This window comes from Magnetovibrio sp. PR-2 (genome assembly GCF_036689815.1).
Classification (GTDB): Bacteria; Pseudomonadota; Alphaproteobacteria; order Rhodospirillales; family Magnetovibrionaceae; genus Magnetovibrio.
The window spans coordinates 345118-360928 of record NZ_JBAHUR010000003.1; the positions used below are offsets into that span (position 1 = coordinate 345118).

Sequence of the window (15811 nt, forward strand, 5' to 3'; positions counted from 1 at the left end):
AAGTCCGGGCCCTGACCAAGTGAGATCAGGGCCCGGAACATGCGGGTTAAGGTCTTTGCGGGAACTCCCCCCTGGTCGCGACGCAATAGAGCATCACCAGCTGTGGCGGGCGGTTGGAGAAGGGCCGCGATCCACCAGCAGGTGCGCCAACCGCTTCAGCCACTAGCGGTCCTTTTGAAGTGACTTCAATACCACCCAGCTCAACTAGATCTCTGGCTTTTTCATAGGTCACGAAAGATTTCATCTTGCTGAAACCGTCACCTGTAATACCAATATACGCGCCTTTGCTCGGCTTTACGAGATCGGAAGGTTCACCCGTTGCCGCATAAAGCTTGACGTTAGGTATATGATTGTATTCAGATATGTTTACTACAGTGTTATGGGTGTGTAGGGCCATGCTCTCTACGGAGGGATTTGTGAATTGCTTTCCCACCCTATCGCCCCTCTTGAAGGGGGACAAATCTCTTCCTTTACCCTCATGAAGAACTGAGCGTCCGCGCAAATCTGGTAAGCCAAAATCAACACGCCCATCCCCGCCATATGTTGTGCCGAGGAGACTAAAAAGTCCCGGGTTCTCGCTGATCTTGATCAGCGCTCCATCAGCCCGCATATAGCCAACGGGACAAAAATTTGCCGCCGTGAGGCAAACGGTTCCGAGGTAAGGGGCCGGTGTGCAGGACGCATGTGCTGGATTGGTTTGAGCATCGCCGATCAAGGCCAAAGCCATGACGCCAAGGCCTGCGGAAATGGTTTTAAAGGTGTAGGTGATGTTCATCATATGCCCCTCTGAGTGTTGGAAAGGATAAACACGATTGAACACGCAATTATTGTGTTCAATACATAAGTACAGACAGTGGTATGTCTCAAAGCGTGAAAAAAGCTCCTGCACATCGGTGCAGGGGCTTTTCATAATCACCGGTTCAAGTCAGGCTTGAAATACGGTGTGGTGGTTAATTGCGGGGTGGGTAAGTGCCCTGCGCAGCCATGCAGAATGTAAGCACTAACTGCGGCGGGACATTGATGGTCGATTGTCCACCACCGTTTTCGTCAACGACAACGGCACCGCCGCTGCTGCCACCACCGCTCACTTCAACACCGCCCAATTCAACGGTACCGGTCGGTGAGGAGACAAATGACTCTGCTGCGCTAAACCCAGTGCCCGCCTGAGCAATGAAGCTGCCGGTCGTCGGGGTCTTCACATCCGGGTTGGTGTTCGTTGCCGCATTGAGTGTGACTTCGACATCGCTTCCGCCCGATGACGAGGGGACAAAGGTTGCTGAGTGGCTATGGGTGGCCATAGTCAGCTCCGACGGGGTAACACGTTCATACCCGCGTCTCTGTCCCAATAGAGCCATGCTCAACCCCGGACCTTCACCCGAGCCGACCATGGAACGCCCACGCATATCCGGCACCCCAAAAGTCGTGCGCCCGTCACCGCCAAAGGTGGTGCCTAAGAGTGAAAACAGCGTGGTGTCACTGCTGATGGTCATCAGTTGACCGTGCAACGGGATGTACCCGCGCGGGCAATAATTGGCTGCCGTGGCGCAAACGGAACCGATATAAGGATCTGTAGCGCACGTCGCGTGTGCTTGGTTGGTTTGAACATCACCGATCAAGGCCAAGGTCAGCACGCCCAGGCCAATTGAAAGGGTTTTAAAGGTGTGAGTTGATTTCATCAGTTGTCCCTCAACAAGTTGGAATTGATCACTTCTTAGAACACGTATTTATAGTGTGAAATAGATAAGCACAGGCTTTGGTAAACATCAACTCATGGGGGTATAAAAAAGCCCCCGCAACCAATGCTGCAGGGGCTTTTCATGTTGCCGATTAGGTGCGCGGCGGGAACAGGCCTTCAATGGCCATGCAATAGCGCATGGTCAATTGCGGGGGGATGTTCGTTTCCGGGTCACTGGCACCCGTGTTCAGAACCGTGACGGTGCCGCCACCAGAACCACTGCCGGAGACGGTGACGCCGCCCAGTTCGACCGTGCCGGTCGGTGCGGAAACAAACGACGGTGCAGCGCTAAAGCCGGAGCCCGCTTGAGCAATGTAGCTGCCGGTCGTCGGCGTCGTCACAGTCGGATTGGTATCCGTCGCAGCGTCAAGCGACACAGTGACACCCCCGCCGCCGCCATCCGGCGTGAAAACGGCCGTGTGGGCGTGCTGGGCCAAGGTGGACAGGTCTTGCGTCACGGTTTCATCACCCCGTGCGAACCCGAAAAATGCGGGCGACAACCCCGGACCCGTACCGTAGTGAATGGGCGAACGGCCCCGCAGATCGGGAACGCCCATGGTGGTGATGCCATTACCACCAAAAGATGTTCCGACGACGGCATAAAGAGCTTGGTAGTTGGAGATCGCTAAAAAACCACCGTTGAGTTCCACGTAATCGCGCGGGCAGTACACACCGGCCGTGATGCAGACCGAGCCCAGATAGGGTTCCGGCACGCACGTGGCGTGGGCTTTGTTGGTTGTTACGTCGCCCATCATACCCAAGACCATAACGCCCAGGCCGATGGAAACACTTTTGATCATTTTGGTGGTAGCCATTTTAAGTCCCTCTAGACAATGTGATTCGACAAATAAGGAATAGCAACGAGATGAGGCTCACCCCGTCATAACAAAGACGCCCCTCACGGCCTTCATGTGAATGAGCCCCCTGCACCCAGGGAAGGGGGCTCAGACTTCACAGAATTATGTGCGCGGTGGGTACAGCCCTTCGATCGCCATGCAAAAGCGCATGGTCAATTGCGGGGGAATGTTCGTGGCCGATAAGCTCTCACCTGTATTGGCCACGGTGACCGTGCCGCCACCCGAACCACTGCCGGAGACGGTGACGCCGCCCAGTTCGACCGTGCCGGTCGGTGCGGAAACAAACGACGGTGCAGCGCTGAAGCCAGTGCCCGCTTGCGCAATGTAGCTGCCGTTCGCCGGGGTAACCAAATCCGGGTTGCTATCCGTTGCTGCCTTCAGCGATACAGTGACCCCAGAACCTCCGCCGCTGGGCGTGAAGGTGGCGGCGTGGCTGTGTTCCGCCAAGGTGTTGAGATCAGCTGTGACGGATTGGACACCTCGGGTAGTGCCGAAGATGGCTGGTGCCAATCCCGGTCCGGTACCATGGTGAACGGCGGAACGACCGCGCAGATCGGGAACGCCCATGGTTGTCATGCCGTTGCCGCCAAAGGATGTGCCAATGACAGCGAACAGCGCCTGGTAGTTGGAAATGTTCAAGGTGCCGCCGTTGAGCTCAACATAATCGCGCGGGCAATACACGCCTGCGGTGATACAGACCGAACCCAAATAAGGTTCGGGCACACATGTGGCGTGGGCTTCGTTGACATTTGCATCGGCGAGTACGGCAACACCCAAGCCGACAAGACCTGCGCTGAGTACTTTCAAAGACTTCGTGTGTTTCATTAGATGAACACTCCTCAAATATTATAAAATTTGCCCCAAACTGGATGTGCGCCTCTAATCACATAATTCGGTTTTTTTCAATTCAACCGGTGGCCCGCAAAAATAGAGAGCGTCAATCCACTTCCCTCATGACTAATTTTGTGCAGCATTTATCATAGGACGCAAATGAAAAAACAAAGAAATTAAAGGTAGTAGGCCTTTTTGCGTACAAAACAATGTGGAATGCGCGCAACGCGATTTTAGGCTCTACCATTGGTCGTGTGTGGACGCAAAAAAAGCCCCGCAGAAAACTGCGGGGCTTTAATGTGTTTAAATGACGTGAGCTGATTAGCAGCTGTAGTACATTTTGAATTCGACCGGGTGCGGGGTGTGTTCGAAGTTGTAGACTTCTTCCCACTTCAGTTCGATGTAACCGTCGATCATGTCGTCGTCCATCACGCCGCCCTTCTTCAAGAAGTCGCGGTCTGCGTCGAGAGCTTCCAGAGCTTCGCGCAAAGAACCGGCAACGGTCGGAACTTCTGCCAACTCTTCCGGCGGAAGGTCGTAGAGGTTCTTGTCCATGGCATCGCCCGGGTGGATTTTGTTTTCGATGCCGTCCAAGCCAGCCATCATCATAGCGGTGAAGGCCAAGTACGGGTTCGCGGTCGGATCCGGGAAACGGATTTCAACGCGCTTGCCTTTCGGAGACGGAGAGAACGGGATGCGGCAAGAAGCGGAACGGTTGCGAGCCGAGTAGGCCAACAGAACCGGAGCTTCGAAACCCGGGATCAAACGCTTGTAAGAGTTGGTGGAAGCGTTGGTGAAAGCGTTGATGGCTTTGGCATGTTTGATGATGCCGCCGATGTAGTACAGCGCTTCGTCAGACAGGTCAGCGTAGCCATTACCCGCAAACAAGGGCTTGCCGTCTTTCCAGATGGATTGGTGCGTGTGCATGCCAGAGCCGTTATCACCTGCAACGGGTTTCGGCATGAAGGTCGCCGATTTGCCGTAGGTGTGCGCGGTCATATGCGTGCAGTACTTGTTGATTTGCACGTTATCAGCGGTGCGAACCAGCGTGGAGAAGGTCATGCCCAATTCGTGCTGGGACGGAGCAACTTCGTGATGGTGCTTGTCCATCTCGAGGCCCATTTCCTTCATCACGGTGACCATTTCGGCACGCAGATCGTGAGAGCTGTCAACGGGAGGAACAGGGAAGTAGCCGCCCTTGATGCCCGGACGGTGACCCATGTTGCTTTCTTCCATGATTTTGCCCGTGACATACGGACCTTCATCGGAATCGAATTCGTAGAAGCAACGGTTCATTTCAACTTCGAAGCGCACATCGTCAAAGACGAAGAATTCCGGTTCCGGACCGAAGTAAGCGGTGTCGCCGATGCCGGTGGATTTCAAGTAGGCTTCTGCACGTTCTGCAACAGAACGCGGGTCACGGTTGTAGCCTTGACCGGTGGAGGGCTCTTGGATGGAGCAGAACAAGATCAACTGCGGTTGCGCAGCAAACGGATCCATAACAGCCGTGGTTGCGTCAGGGATCAGACACATATCTGATTCGTTAATGGCTTTCCAACCTTCGATGGAAGAACCGTCGAACATGATGCCGTCTTCAAAGGCGTCGTTGTCGACGAATTCGGAGCACATGGTCAAGTGCTGCCATTTGCCGCGCGGGTCGGTGAAGCGCAGGTCGATGTAGTCGATGTTTTCGTCAGTGACGTATTTGATGACGTCATCGGCGGTTTTGAGATCCAAAGACATATTTGTTTTCCTCGATGGATGGTGGTTTGAAGGTTAAGCCAGTCTTGGTATTCCCCAGTCGGACAAGATCGGCGGACAAGACCGGAATTCGGTTTATCCCCGTTAAATAGCTTCCGCACCCGTTTCGCCAGTGCGAACTCGGATTGCTTCTTCTACGGGCAGGATAAAGATTTTGCCATCACCAATGCGACCCGTGTGGGCAGCTTGCTGAATGGCTTCCACGGCACGTTCAACGAGCGAGTCTTCCAAAACGACCTCAAGTTTGACTTTCGGCAGGAAGTCCACAACGTATTCAGCACCGCGATAAAGCTCTGTATGGCCTTTTTGACGCCCAAAACCTTTGGCTTCGACGACGGTAATGCCTTGCAGGCCCACCTCGTGAAGAGCGTCCTTCACTTCGTCTAGCTTAAAAGGTTTGATGATGGCTTCGATTTTTTTCATCGCGCTTTTTACTCCGCTTGATCGCATCCCAGGACGGAACGGACCACTGTCTCCTCTGGCCAAGCTTATTTATATATTCGGTCTTGGCTTGGAGCCTATTTAGCATATGTCGTGCCAAAGTGCATTGTGGAAAATTCTGATAGTAAAAACAATTGCTAAGAAGCTAACCCCATGAACAGATGGAGGAAAGTCGACAACCTGCGCTGATGAAAAAATGTGCAAGTGCATTTATATTCATCAAGTGGATGGTGAGGGCGAACGCTTTAGCCTTAAAAATGTATGTGAAAAGAAACTCTAACTTGAAACACAGGGCAGATCAGGATTGAATTCAAGCCGGGCCATAAATTCACTAGACACTGAGATCACGACCTTGAACCACAAGCCGCACATTGCGACGACCATACCATTACGCATGGCCATCATGGCCTGCGTCGCCATTGTTTTTATTGGTGGCCTGTGGGGGTATCAGGACTATCGTTCGTTTGTGCGCGAGAACGAAAACTTTCGCAAAACTCATATCAGCGACCAAAAAGTTTTTTTGAAGTCCGTGATTACGGCTATGGCTGAATTGATCACCTCGACGCGCAATCAATCTCTGAGCGCTTCGATGGAGCGCCTGACCCAAGAGACGCAGAAGTTCGATGATATCGCGCGTCACATGTCAGAACATTTGGCGGCGGAGATGTCGCCCAAACAACTCCAAAATGCAGTTATAGAAGCCTTGCGTCCCATCACCACTGAAGTGGAGCACCGCGATTATTTTATCATCGACATGGACGGCTTGCTGTTGATGTCGAGCCATGGCCCTGAGTTCGAAGGCACCAATGTCTTGGTGGATGCAAGCCCGCCCATACGTGAGACCACCGCAAAGGTCATAGAAATTGCGAAAACCAAAGGGGAAGGGGAGAACCACTACACCTGGCCGGATGCAAACAACCCTGGGCAAATGCTGGAAAAGATCTCGCACATCCGCCACATCAAATCCTTCGATTGGATTGTCGGTGTCGGCAAGCTGGTATCTGATATCAAACGCGTGACGAAGGCTGAATTGCAGGGGCGTATAGAAACGTCAACAGCCGGGGTCGGCAATTATCTTTTTGCCGGTCAATATGATGGGATTTCCCTCGCCGGGCCGGCTAAAGGCAAGAACATGATCGACATCACCGATGTAAACGGCAAAAAAATCGTTCAGGAGTTGATCTCAACAGCCCAAGCCGGTGGGGGGTATGTGACGTATCATATCCCGGGGTTCTCAGGTGGTCCTCCGCGCCCCAAACTCAGCTACGTTACGGGTATTGATAGCTATGGATGGTATGTCGGCGCAGGTGTCATGCTCGACGACCTGGAAGCCCAAATCCAAAAACGCAGTGCCGAATCGTTCTCAAATATTGTCAGCAATGTATTGAGGACTTTGTTGGTTTTGGCCCTGTTGGTGGCCGCGTTTTTCATCTATGCCCGCAAAGTCTCGACCGCGCTGCAAGACAATTTTTCTATGGTGACAAAGTTTTTCAATGATGCCGCCCGCGCCAACGTCAAAATTGATGCCGGTCTCATGACCTATGGAGAGTTGGTGGACTTGGCCAACTCCGCCAATGCCATGGTCACCCAACTCAAAACGTTGGAAAGCCTTTCTTTGGACCGCAGTGCGGAGCTTGAGGTCAAAAACCAGCAGCTGGAATACGAAATTCAAGAACGGCGCAAGGTCCAAGAGGAACTCGACCAAGAACGCCAAAAGCTGGAACAAGAAGTTACGCAGCGTACCTCTGACTTTGTCAAAGCCAAGGAACAGGCTGACGTCGCCAACCAAGCCAAGTCAGACTTCTTGGCGCATATGTCCCACGAACTGCGCACGCCCTTGAACGCGATTATCGGCTTTTCCGATAGCATCAAGCACGAAATCTTGGGCCCCATCGGTAATGAAGGCTACAGAGACTACATCACCAACATCCATGGAGCCGGCACGCACCTGTTGGAGCTGATCAACGACATCTTGGACCTCTCTGCGATTGAAGCGGGCAAGCTGGAGCTGCACAACAAAGACCTGCACGTTGAAGAAATTACGGACCTGTGCATCACTCAAGTCAACCAGTTTGCCTCGGACGAAGGCATTGCCCTGAAATCGGTTGTACCGGACGGCTTGTTGAAGCTCTATGCCGACCGTCGGCGCATTGTCCAGATCCTGCTGAACCTGTTGACCAATGGCATTAAGTATACGCCACGGGGGGGATCGGTGACGTTGATGGTTGAACAGTTAGGCCGTGAATTGGTGTTTCGCGTGTCCGACACGGGGATCGGTATGGACAAAGCGGGTATTGAATCGGCCATGGAACCGTTTGGGCGCACAGAATCTGAGTTGGCCCAAGATACCCAGGGGACAGGCCTGGGCCTTCCGTTGACCCATGAGCTTATCAAAATGCACGACGGGACCATGGACATCCAAAGCAAACCGGGGGACGGAACCACGGTTATCGTCCGCTTTGGGGCATCGCGCACAAGAGATTGAAAAGTCGGCTTGACGTGGGGAAACGATACGTCTAGATAAGGGCGGCTTCGGGCGTTGCCCGGAACTATGGTGGCTGTAGCTCAGTTGGTTAGAGCGCCGGCTTGTGATGCCGGAGGCCGTGGGTTCAAATCCCATCAGCCACCCCATTTCCCCCTCCATATTTCCATACTCATTCTTTGCCTAAGTCTTCTGTGGCTTTGGGCCGTGACGTGTGTTGCCTTGAATTTGCGTCTCAATCCGTACTCATTCTTTGCCTAAGTCTTCTGTGGCTTTGGGCCGTGACGTGTGTTGCCTTGAATTTGCGTCTCAATCCGTATGGGTTACCTGTATGGGGATTCCTGTATATGGTTTCCGTATGCCGTTAACAGTATGTGGATAACCGTATGGTTTGGCGTATAGAGTTACGGTATCGCTTTGGGTATAAGGTTTTGGTACATCCCAATTCAGCCATGGAGAACCCTATGGGCAATCGAGCAGCCATATACGTCCACCCCTCTGCACAAGATCAATCCTTGGCCAAACAAACCCTCGTTTTGGAAACTTTCTGCAGTTCTCATGGGTTAGAGGTTTCAGAGACTTATCAGGATGTGGGCAAAAAGGGGGCGACTGGCGCCAAGAGTTTTCCCGCGTTTAAGCAAATGATCAAAGACGCGAAAAGCAAGTTATTCGATGTTGCGGTTTTTCACAGCATTGAAGCCTTAGGCGTTGCGGTTCCTCAGATGATGAAAAATATGGACGCCATCCATCGGGGTGGTGTTTGCCTCGTGTTCATCCGCGAAGACATTGACACGTCAACGGCCCGTGGCCGCAGTATGCTCGACATGGTCGCCATTCTTGCCGATATAGACAAAAAACAGGCTCAGGACCGGGTGAGGGCGGGGCTGGCGCGGCGTAAGGCTGAAGGCCTCAATGTCGGCCGGCCGACCATCAGCAAAGTCAAAGAAATGCAGATCAAAATCCTCAGAGAAGAGGGCATTGGCATCTTAAAAATTGCACGTAAAGTCGGCTGCGGCGTTTCAGCCGTTCAGCGCGTTGTCAAAGAGATGGAAGAGTTTCCGACGGCACTGCTGGCCCCCCTTCAAACTGACGAACATCATGAAGGCGAGGACGAGCGCCAGCTGGACCTGGGTTGGTGAAGTGGAGGCTATTTGCCTTGCTGTTCTTTCAGTTTATCCAACACACAGCGGCACAGACATTCACCGGAGCGCAGGTTCACGGGGATGTCTAAGACAGGGTAAGACTTACACCAGCAATCGCCTTCGGGATCGCAGGTGAATGTCTCACCGCATTCGGGGCATTTTTTTTGTTCGGCCATGGCGTTCCCAAGCATGAAGTGATCAGAGTCTCAGTTTAAGGCCAACATCAACCGAACGTCCATGGGCGTGAAAGATAAGCGTGCAGTGCAGCATAATACTGAACGAGGTTCTCAAACCTTAGGGTTTGTCTTGTATGCACTGCGGTATATCGAAAAGTTCTAATGGAAGCATTGACTCACACATGAAAAACCACTACAAAATTGTTGTTGTTTAATTGATGAAATCATTGATATTTCAGCTTTTTTACAGCGAAATGGTTCGTCCATTTCTCGCCTTACGGCACTCCAGTGACCTCCCCCAGACTGGACCTAGCGCTTGAAATTCGCCTGTGGTGATGCGTTCGGTTTGATCTGACAATTTGATCTTGTCTTCTTGAACATCGGGTTTTCCCGATGTTTTTCGGCGGCAGTTTTTAAAAGCGCATCAAAAGCGCTGAACAACAAATTGAGATCCAACAGGGAAGGATTCCGACCGTGTCGATTAAACACCCGATTATTGCTGTTACCGGCTCTTCCGGCGCCGGGACCTCAACGGTTAAGGACGCTTTCGAGCACATGTTCCGCCGCGAAGGCCTGACACCTGCCGTTATTGAAGGCGACAGTTTCCACCGTTATGACCGCGCGGCTATGAAAGCCAAGGTCGCTGAGCATGAAGCGAACGGCAACAATAGCTTCAGCCACTTCGGCCCCGAAGCCAATGAATTTAAAAAGCTGGAAGAACTGTTTCAGGCCTACGGCAAAACGGGTGGCGGCAAGCGTCGCTTGTATCTGCACTCCGCCGAAGAGGCCGAGCCCTATGACGGCTTAACTCCAGGTCAATTCACGCCTTGGGAAGACATCCCTACCGGCACGGACCTGCTGTTTTATGAAGGCCTGCACGGTGCCGTCAAAAATGACGAAGTCAACATGCCCGCACATGTTGATCTGAACATCGGTGTGGTTCCGGTGATCAACTTGGAATGGATTCAAAAAATCCACCGGGACACGTCGCAGCGTGGCTATTCGTCTGAAGCCGTGATGGACACCATCATGCGCCGCATGCACGACTATGTTCACTACATCGTGCCGCAGTTCCAATATTCGGACATCAACTTCCAACGCGTGCCTGTGGTTGACACGTCTGACCCCATCATCGCACGCGACATCCCGACGCCGGACGAAAGCGTTGTCGTGATTCGCTTCCGCAAGCCTGAAGCCATTCCCGGTGAAGTGGATTTCCCATATTTGCTGCAGATGATTCCGCACTCGTTCATGTCTCGGCGCAACACCATCGTGGTGCCGGGCGGTAAAATGGGCTTCGCCATGGAGCTCATCTTGACCCCGATCTTGCGCGAAATGATGGCCCAAGGCGTCTAAGCCTTAAGCTTCAAGCATCAAAAAAGCCGCCGGAGTTCATCCGGCGGCTTTTTTTGTGCGCTCTCGGAGGAGGAGGGGAGCGCTTGGGGTGTCGTTCAGACCGACTTAGTTCGGCAAGTCCCAAAACGGGCGCTTGGCTTCGGCTTGGGCTTGAGCTTTGGTCAGGCCGATGTCCATTAACTGTTCAGCCGGCAGGCATTTCAGTTCTTGGCGTTGGCGCGAAACCTTGATCGCGAAAAGGGCCCAGCTTCCCAGTTTTTGCAAAGTCTTGCCGAGGCCTTTGTGCGCGGCCTGGGCGGTCTTCTGCCAAACCGGGGCGGTTTCTACATGATGGAAACATGCATTGGATACTGCGGTGTTCATGTTGTTTCTCCCAGTCTGGAGGTTGTTTGATTTGTTTCGATGAAGCCAATATGCTGCAAAGCTTGCCATTAGCACAGCGAATGTTCATAATAGATCTCATTATGAATGCTAATAGCAAAATACTCCTGACCAGAGACATCGACGTCGCTTTACTGCGAGCGTTTATCGCCGTTGCGGAAAATGGCTCGATGACTGTGGCTGCCAAGCGTTTGAATGTCACACAAGGTGCGGTCAGCCAGCGCATCAAACGTTTGGAAGAGCTGCTCGACAAGCCTTTGTTCAATCGTACAGGCGCACGTTTGTATCTCACCCCAGATGGGGAAATGCTCTCTCAGCCCGCACAGAAACTCGTGGCCATGAACGATGAAGTCTTCGCTCTCATGACGGCGCCGCAATTTTCCGGTGTTGTTCGGTTTGGGGTGCCTTATGACATTGTCTTTCCCTTTATAGGGCCCATTTTGAAAAGCTTCTCGGGGGCTTATCCCAATGTCAATGTGGAGCTCTTTCTCGATCCGTCCGATGAACTCAAAAAAGCGTTGGCGCGCGGGGACTTGGATTTAACCCTGACGACCGAAACCCACACCCCACCAGGGGCAGAGCTTTTGGTGCGCGATGCGTTGGTGTGGACCGGAGGGATCGGGGGAACGGCACATATGCGCGATCCTGTGCCGCTGATCACCATCAATGAAACCTGTATGTTTCGCGCGCCCATGCGCCGTGCACTCGAAGCCGCCGGAAAATCCTGGAAAGATCACAGCGCAACACGCAACATGGATGCGACTTTGGCTATGTTAAGTGCGGATTTGGGCATTACCGCCTTGTTGGAATCGACCATGCCGCCAACCGTCCAGGTGTTGGGCACGGATGAAGGTATGCCGGAATTGCCGGAGTTTTTTATCAACCTGTACACATCGGCGAGCGAAACAAACACGGCCGCAGCGGAACTCGCCAAGCACATTCGCGATCAATTCGCGGCTTGGCGACGGGCACAGGTGCCTTCACACAATAACTATAAAAAACAATACGCTGTCAGCGGCCTTTAAAGAGCTTCCACAGGTATAGCACACCCCAAATCGGGAGCACTAACATGGCGCCCATAACGATGTAGGGGCCGATGTTTTGGCCGAATTCCCAGAACCATTCAAAGACAGCCTTACCGGTATCTCCCGCCCACGCGTAAACGCCTTCGGGCGTTGCGTTGAAAAAGGACAACAGTAAACCGATAACCAGGCACCAAATCAGCAGCTTGAGAACGGGTATGCGAGGAGAGCTAGAAGCCATGAGGATTCTCAGTCAATAAATCAGCAAATTGTTTGGGTTTAGAACCTAGCCGCTCATGGCGTCTTTGATCTTTTTGTCCGTTTTGTACTGGCTGAGTGCATAAACGGACCAAATGGCAGCAGGAATCCAACCGACCAAGGAAATCTGCAGAATCAGACAGATGATCCCGGCGATCGGGCGGCCGATGGTGAAAAACTGCAGCCACGGAACGAGAATTGCGAGAATTAAGCGCATGATGTCTCCAACTTTTGAACAATCTCAAAAAAAACTATCGTCACAAATATTTTATGCCTGATCAGATTTAACAACTTTCAGGCAAAGTCCGTCCGATTGCAACCCCCAAAGGACGAAGTGTGCACTGCAAAATATCCCTAATTTTCGTGTCGATATAATGCAAATGAGTGACCTCTAACATATTCAAATTCTTATATTGGTGTGCTGCAATATAAATAACACCTTATATAGGTGTGATAATATAAATATCCCACATATATCAGTTTTTGCTGGTCCAATTGAACACACGCTCAATGTACAGGATATTGATATGGTTCGTTTTTTTCCTTTTGACTGAACATACAGGTGTGTTATCACCAAAGTCATAAATTTAACGAGTGGGAGGATCCATTGTGCGTAAATCAATGACCTATGCACTCGCTGCAGGTGCACTGATGGGCTTTGTTAGCCTGTCCAGTGCTCAAGCGGCGGATGCATCAGCCAGCATGCTGGCAGACACCTGTAACGGTTGTCACGGTCCGGACGGCGTAAGCCAAGGTCCGGCTGCACCGACCATTGCAGGTATGAATAAATTCTATCTTGTCGAATCCATGAAGGCTTACAAAGCGGGCACCAACCGCAAATCGAGCATCATGCAACGGATCGCCAAGGGTTATACCGATAGCGAAGTGGAAGCCATCGCTGGTTACTTCTCCGCGAAAAAATTCGGTCGTGTAGCCATGCAGAACACCGACGCAGGCGCAGCCTCCAAAGGCCAAGCCATTGCTAAGGATCTCTGCGAAAGCTGTCACGAAAAAGAAGGCTATGCTGCCGAAGATTATCCGGTTTTGGCCGGACAAATGATGCCGTATCTGAAAAACAACCTGATGGATTTCAAATCCGGCGATCGCAGCATCGATAACAACCCGAACATGTCAGACAAAGAAAAGCGTAAGAAAAAACGCGCTTTGGAAGACCTGATGGCCAAACATGGCGATGATGGTATGGCTGCTGTTCTCAACTTCTACGCAAGCCGTAAATAAGGGGGGAATAGAGAATGTCTAAAATGAATCGTCGTAATTTCCTGAAAGCAGGCGCCGCAACTGGTGCCGTCCTCGCAGCTCCGTCGCTTGCCAATGCTGGCAGCCACGGTGGCAAGCACGGTAAAATCGTCATCGTTGGTGGCGGTGTTGCTGGTGCAACCACGGCTCGTTACCTGAAAATCGGTAATGCCGAGCTCGACGTTACGCTGATCGAACCGAAAGCCAGCTACCACACTTGCTTCATGTCCAATGAAGTTTTGGAAGGTTCTCGTAAACTGTCTCAAATCGAACAGTCCTACGATGGCTTGAAGTCCATGGGTGTTAAAGTCGTCAAAGACTCTGTGAAGTCCATCGATGCAAAAGGCAAAAAAGTTATGACCGCTGGTGGAAGCACCTTCGGCTATGACCGCTGTGTCGTTGCACCGGGTATCGACTTCAAAGTTGACGGTTTTGCTGACGTTGGTGATTTCTCCATGATCACGCACGCTTGGAAAGCTGGCCCGCAAACGGCTACGCTGCGCAAGCAACTCGAAGCCATGCCGGACGGCGGTACCTTCTGTATCGTGGCTCCGCCGAACCCGTTCCGCTGCCCTCCCGGGCCGTACGAACGCGCCAGCTTGGTTGCGAACTACTTCATGCACCACAAACCGAAGTCCAAAGTGGTCATCATTGACCGCAAAGACAAGTTCTCCAAAATGGGTCTGTTCACGGGCGCATGGAAGAACCTGTACGGTTATGGCACCGATAAATCCATCATCGAATGGCGTTCGGCTGCTTCCACCGGTGGCATCGATTCCATCAGTGCAAAAGACATGACCGTTGAAACTCTTGCCAATGGCAAAGAGAAGTTCGACGTCATCAACTACATCCCGGCTCAAAAAGCGGGTAACATTGCTGCTACCGCCGGTTTGACCGACGCTAAAGGCTGGTGCCCGGTGGATAAAACCACCTTTGAATCCAAAATGCATGCGGGTGTTCACGTTTTGGGTGACGCTTCTGTCGCAACCAAAATGCCGAAATCCGGTTATGCAGCCAACTCGCAAGGTAAAGTTTGCGCAGCAGCCATCGTTGCTTTGATGGCTGGTAAAGAAGTTGGCACGCCGTCCTACGTCAACACCTGCTACTCCATTGCGGGTGACGATTATGGCTTCTCCGTTGCTGCTGTTTACAAGTACAACGCTGAGAAAGACATCATCGCTGGCGTCAAAGGCGCTGGTGGCTTGACCCCGGGCGATGCATCTGCAGAGATGCGCCGTCGCGAAGTCGAGTTTGCCTACAGCTGGTACAACAACATCTGCAAAGACACCTGGGGCTAAACCTAGCTCAATAGGTCTTTTCAGACATTGATTGAGGCCCTCGCTCCTAAAAAAAGGGACGAGGGCCTTTTTCCATATATTCTAATATGCGAATGTGCTTAAATACACATCCAACAGGTACAATAAGCCTGAGGATCTTCCGAACCGCTTTGAGTGGAGCCGTTCGGCAATAATAAAAATACAAATGAAATCAGCAATGTGAGGCGCCATCGACAGGGCCGATGGCACGTTTATCCAGGGAGCCTAGAACGTGAAGAAAATACTCAACCTGTTGAAGAAGCCCGTGACCTTGTGGAGCGGAGTGCTTGGTGGCGTTGTCGGTACGGCCGTTTTTTTGGTCGTTTTTGTTGAAGCGATTGCGTTTACCAACACCATGGACTTCTGCGTCAGCTGTCACTCCATGACGTATCCGTATGAAGAGTACAAAAAGAGCTATCACTTCAAAAACTCTGTCGGCATTCGAGCCGGCTGCCCGGACTGCCACGTTCCCAGCAACTATCCTGACAAGCTGATCGCGAAGGTTCTGGCCTACAAAGACGTGATGCATGAAATCCTGGGCACCATCGAGACCAAAGAAAAATTCGAAGACCATCGTCTGGGCATGGCGCAAGCCGTCTGGGCCAAGATGGAAAAACGAGAATCGCGCGAATGCCGCAACTGTCACGACTTCGACAACATGATTTTCGATGACCAAGGCCGTCGTGCGCGTCGCAAACACCAAGAAGCCCAAAAAGACGGTGGTCACTGCATTCAGTGTCACAAAGGCGTTGTGCACGAAATGCCGAAGGGCGCAGACTACTAAGTCCGTTCGCCT

The 15811-nt window shown here is 52.2% G+C and carries 17 protein-coding genes and 1 tRNA gene; 8 read left to right on the forward strand and 10 right to left on the reverse strand.

Features of this window, described 5'->3' with window-relative positions; translation table 11 throughout:
• Positions 1 to 46: 46 nt before the first annotated feature.
• The 6 genes from V5T82_RS06540 to V5T82_RS06565 all read right to left on the reverse strand — a co-directional run bounded on the left by V5T82_RS06540 (position 47) and on the right by V5T82_RS06565 (position 5607).
• Positions 47 to 778: a phage tail protein gene (locus tag V5T82_RS06540; protein WP_332894806.1), complete on the reverse strand. Its 732-nt coding sequence runs from the start codon at positions 776 to 778 to the stop codon at positions 47 to 49.
• 172 nt (positions 779 to 950) lie between these two features.
• Positions 951 to 1676 carry a phage tail protein gene (locus V5T82_RS06545; protein WP_332894807.1) on the reverse strand — a complete coding sequence of 242 codons (726 nt, stop codon included), beginning with the start codon at positions 1674 to 1676 and terminating at the stop codon, positions 951 to 953.
• A 151-nt stretch (positions 1677 to 1827) separates the two neighbouring features.
• Positions 1828 to 2550: a phage tail protein gene (locus V5T82_RS06550; RefSeq protein ID WP_332894808.1), complete on the reverse strand. Its 723-nt coding sequence runs from the start codon at positions 2548 to 2550 to the stop codon at positions 1828 to 1830.
• 144 nt (positions 2551 to 2694) lie between these two features.
• Entirely contained in the window at positions 2695 to 3417 is a 723-nt protein-coding gene (locus V5T82_RS06555; protein WP_332894809.1) for a phage tail protein, read from the reverse strand.
• 327 nt (positions 3418 to 3744) lie between these two features.
• A complete protein-coding gene (gene glnA / locus V5T82_RS06560; protein ID WP_332894810.1) occupies positions 3745 to 5166 on the reverse strand; it encodes a type I glutamate--ammonia ligase in 1422 nt (473 codons plus the stop codon).
• Positions 5167 to 5268: 102 nt separating this feature from the next.
• Positions 5269 to 5607, reverse strand: coding sequence for a P-II family nitrogen regulator (locus V5T82_RS06565; RefSeq protein ID WP_332894811.1), 339 nt, complete (start codon positions 5605 to 5607; stop codon positions 5269 to 5271).
• Between the two features lie 370 nt (positions 5608 to 5977).
• Between V5T82_RS06565 and V5T82_RS06570 the strand changes: the two genes are divergently transcribed.
• The 3 genes from V5T82_RS06570 (at position 5978) to V5T82_RS06580 (ending at position 9246) form a co-directional block, all read left to right on the forward strand.
• Complete coding sequence (locus V5T82_RS06570) at positions 5978 to 8110, forward strand: cache domain-containing protein (RefSeq protein ID WP_332894812.1); 2133 nt, start codon at positions 5978 to 5980, stop codon at positions 8108 to 8110.
• Between the two features lie 69 nt (positions 8111 to 8179).
• Positions 8180 to 8256, forward strand: a tRNA-His gene (locus V5T82_RS06575).
• Positions 8257 to 8571: 315 nt separating this feature from the next.
• Entirely contained in the window at positions 8572 to 9246 is a 675-nt protein-coding gene (locus tag V5T82_RS06580; protein WP_332894813.1) for a recombinase family protein, read from the forward strand.
• A gap of 8 nt (positions 9247 to 9254) precedes the next feature.
• On the opposite strand, the gene V5T82_RS06585 is transcribed toward V5T82_RS06580, so the two are convergent.
• Entirely contained in the window at positions 9255 to 9425 is a 171-nt protein-coding gene (locus V5T82_RS06585) for a hypothetical protein (RefSeq protein WP_332894814.1), read from the reverse strand.
• 474 nt (positions 9426 to 9899) lie between these two features.
• Between V5T82_RS06585 and V5T82_RS06590 the strand changes: the two genes are divergently transcribed.
• The gene (locus tag V5T82_RS06590; RefSeq protein ID WP_332894815.1) at positions 9900 to 10781 is read left to right on the forward strand and encodes a phosphoribulokinase; all 882 of its coding nucleotides are present in this window, start codon (positions 9900 to 9902) and stop codon (positions 10779 to 10781) included.
• 105 nt (positions 10782 to 10886) lie between these two features.
• On the opposite strand, the gene V5T82_RS06595 is transcribed toward V5T82_RS06590, so the two are convergent.
• Positions 10887 to 11144 (reverse strand): DUF1127 domain-containing protein, encoded by a 258-nt coding sequence (locus tag V5T82_RS06595; RefSeq protein ID WP_332894816.1) that lies wholly within the window; start codon positions 11142 to 11144, stop codon positions 10887 to 10889.
• A gap of 101 nt (positions 11145 to 11245) precedes the next feature.
• On the opposite strand from V5T82_RS06595, the gene V5T82_RS06600 reads away from it, so the two are divergent.
• Entirely contained in the window at positions 11246 to 12187 is a 942-nt protein-coding gene (locus tag V5T82_RS06600; RefSeq protein ID WP_332894817.1) for a LysR family transcriptional regulator, read from the forward strand.
• On the opposite strand, the gene V5T82_RS06605 is transcribed toward V5T82_RS06600, so the two are convergent.
• Together V5T82_RS06605 and V5T82_RS06610 are read right to left on the reverse strand one after the other, a co-directional pair.
• On the reverse strand, positions 12174 to 12425 hold the full coding sequence (locus V5T82_RS06605) for a DUF6460 domain-containing protein (RefSeq protein ID WP_332894818.1): 252 nt from the start codon (positions 12423 to 12425) through the stop codon (positions 12174 to 12176). The two genes, V5T82_RS06600 and V5T82_RS06605, sit on opposite strands and share 14 nt — an antisense overlap.
• A gap of 45 nt (positions 12426 to 12470) precedes the next feature.
• Positions 12471 to 12659 carry a YqaE/Pmp3 family membrane protein gene (locus V5T82_RS06610; RefSeq protein ID WP_332894819.1) on the reverse strand — a complete coding sequence of 63 codons (189 nt, stop codon included), beginning with the start codon at positions 12657 to 12659 and terminating at the stop codon, positions 12471 to 12473.
• Positions 12660 to 13051: 392 nt separating this feature from the next.
• On the opposite strand from V5T82_RS06610, the gene V5T82_RS06615 reads away from it, so the two are divergent.
• The 3 genes from V5T82_RS06615 (at position 13052) to V5T82_RS06625 (ending at position 15799) form a co-directional block, all read left to right on the forward strand.
• A complete protein-coding gene (locus tag V5T82_RS06615; protein ID WP_332894820.1) occupies positions 13052 to 13681 on the forward strand; it encodes a c-type cytochrome in 630 nt (209 codons plus the stop codon).
• A gap of 14 nt (positions 13682 to 13695) precedes the next feature.
• Entirely contained in the window at positions 13696 to 14997 is a 1302-nt protein-coding gene (locus tag V5T82_RS06620; RefSeq protein WP_332894821.1) for an FCSD flavin-binding domain-containing protein, read from the forward strand.
• A 250-nt stretch (positions 14998 to 15247) separates the two neighbouring features.
• Positions 15248 to 15799: a NapC/NirT family cytochrome c gene (locus V5T82_RS06625; protein ID WP_332894822.1), complete on the forward strand. Its 552-nt coding sequence runs from the start codon at positions 15248 to 15250 to the stop codon at positions 15797 to 15799.
• Positions 15800 to 15811: the final 12 nt, after the last annotated feature.

Bases quoted from the DNA above. Each gene is read 5' to 3' on its own strand.
- V5T82_RS06540 (WP_332894806.1), bottom strand. From the start codon at position 778: ATGATGAACATCACCTACACCTTTAAAACCATTTCCGCAGGCCTTGGC.
- V5T82_RS06545 (WP_332894807.1), bottom strand. From the start codon at position 1,676: ATGAAATCAACTCACACCTTTAAAACCCTTTCAATTGGCCTGGGCGTG.
- V5T82_RS06550 (WP_332894808.1), bottom strand. From the start codon at position 2,550: ATGGCTACCACCAAAATGATCAAAAGTGTTTCCATCGGCCTGGGCGTT.
- V5T82_RS06555 (WP_332894809.1), bottom strand. From the start codon at position 3,417: ATGAAACACACGAAGTCTTTGAAAGTACTCAGCGCAGGTCTTGTCGGC.
- glnA (WP_332894810.1), bottom strand. From the start codon at position 5,166: ATGTCTTTGGATCTCAAAACCGCCGATGACGTCATCAAATACGTCACT.
- V5T82_RS06565 (WP_332894811.1), bottom strand. From the start codon at position 5,607: ATGAAAAAAATCGAAGCCATCATCAAACCTTTTAAGCTAGACGAAGTG.
- V5T82_RS06580 (WP_332894813.1), top strand. From the start codon at position 8,572: ATGGGCAATCGAGCAGCCATATACGTCCACCCCTCTGCACAAGATCAA.
- V5T82_RS06585 (WP_332894814.1), bottom strand. From the start codon at position 9,425: ATGGCCGAACAAAAAAAATGCCCCGAATGCGGTGAGACATTCACCTGC.
- V5T82_RS06595 (WP_332894816.1), bottom strand. From the start codon at position 11,144: ATGAACACCGCAGTATCCAATGCATGTTTCCATCATGTAGAAACCGCC.
- V5T82_RS06600 (WP_332894817.1), top strand. From the start codon at position 11,246: ATGAATGCTAATAGCAAAATACTCCTGACCAGAGACATCGACGTCGCT.
- V5T82_RS06605 (WP_332894818.1), bottom strand. From the start codon at position 12,425: ATGGCTTCTAGCTCTCCTCGCATACCCGTTCTCAAGCTGCTGATTTGG.
- V5T82_RS06610 (WP_332894819.1), bottom strand. From the start codon at position 12,659: ATGCGCTTAATTCTCGCAATTCTCGTTCCGTGGCTGCAGTTTTTCACC.
- V5T82_RS06620 (WP_332894821.1), top strand. From the start codon at position 13,696: ATGTCTAAAATGAATCGTCGTAATTTCCTGAAAGCAGGCGCCGCAACT.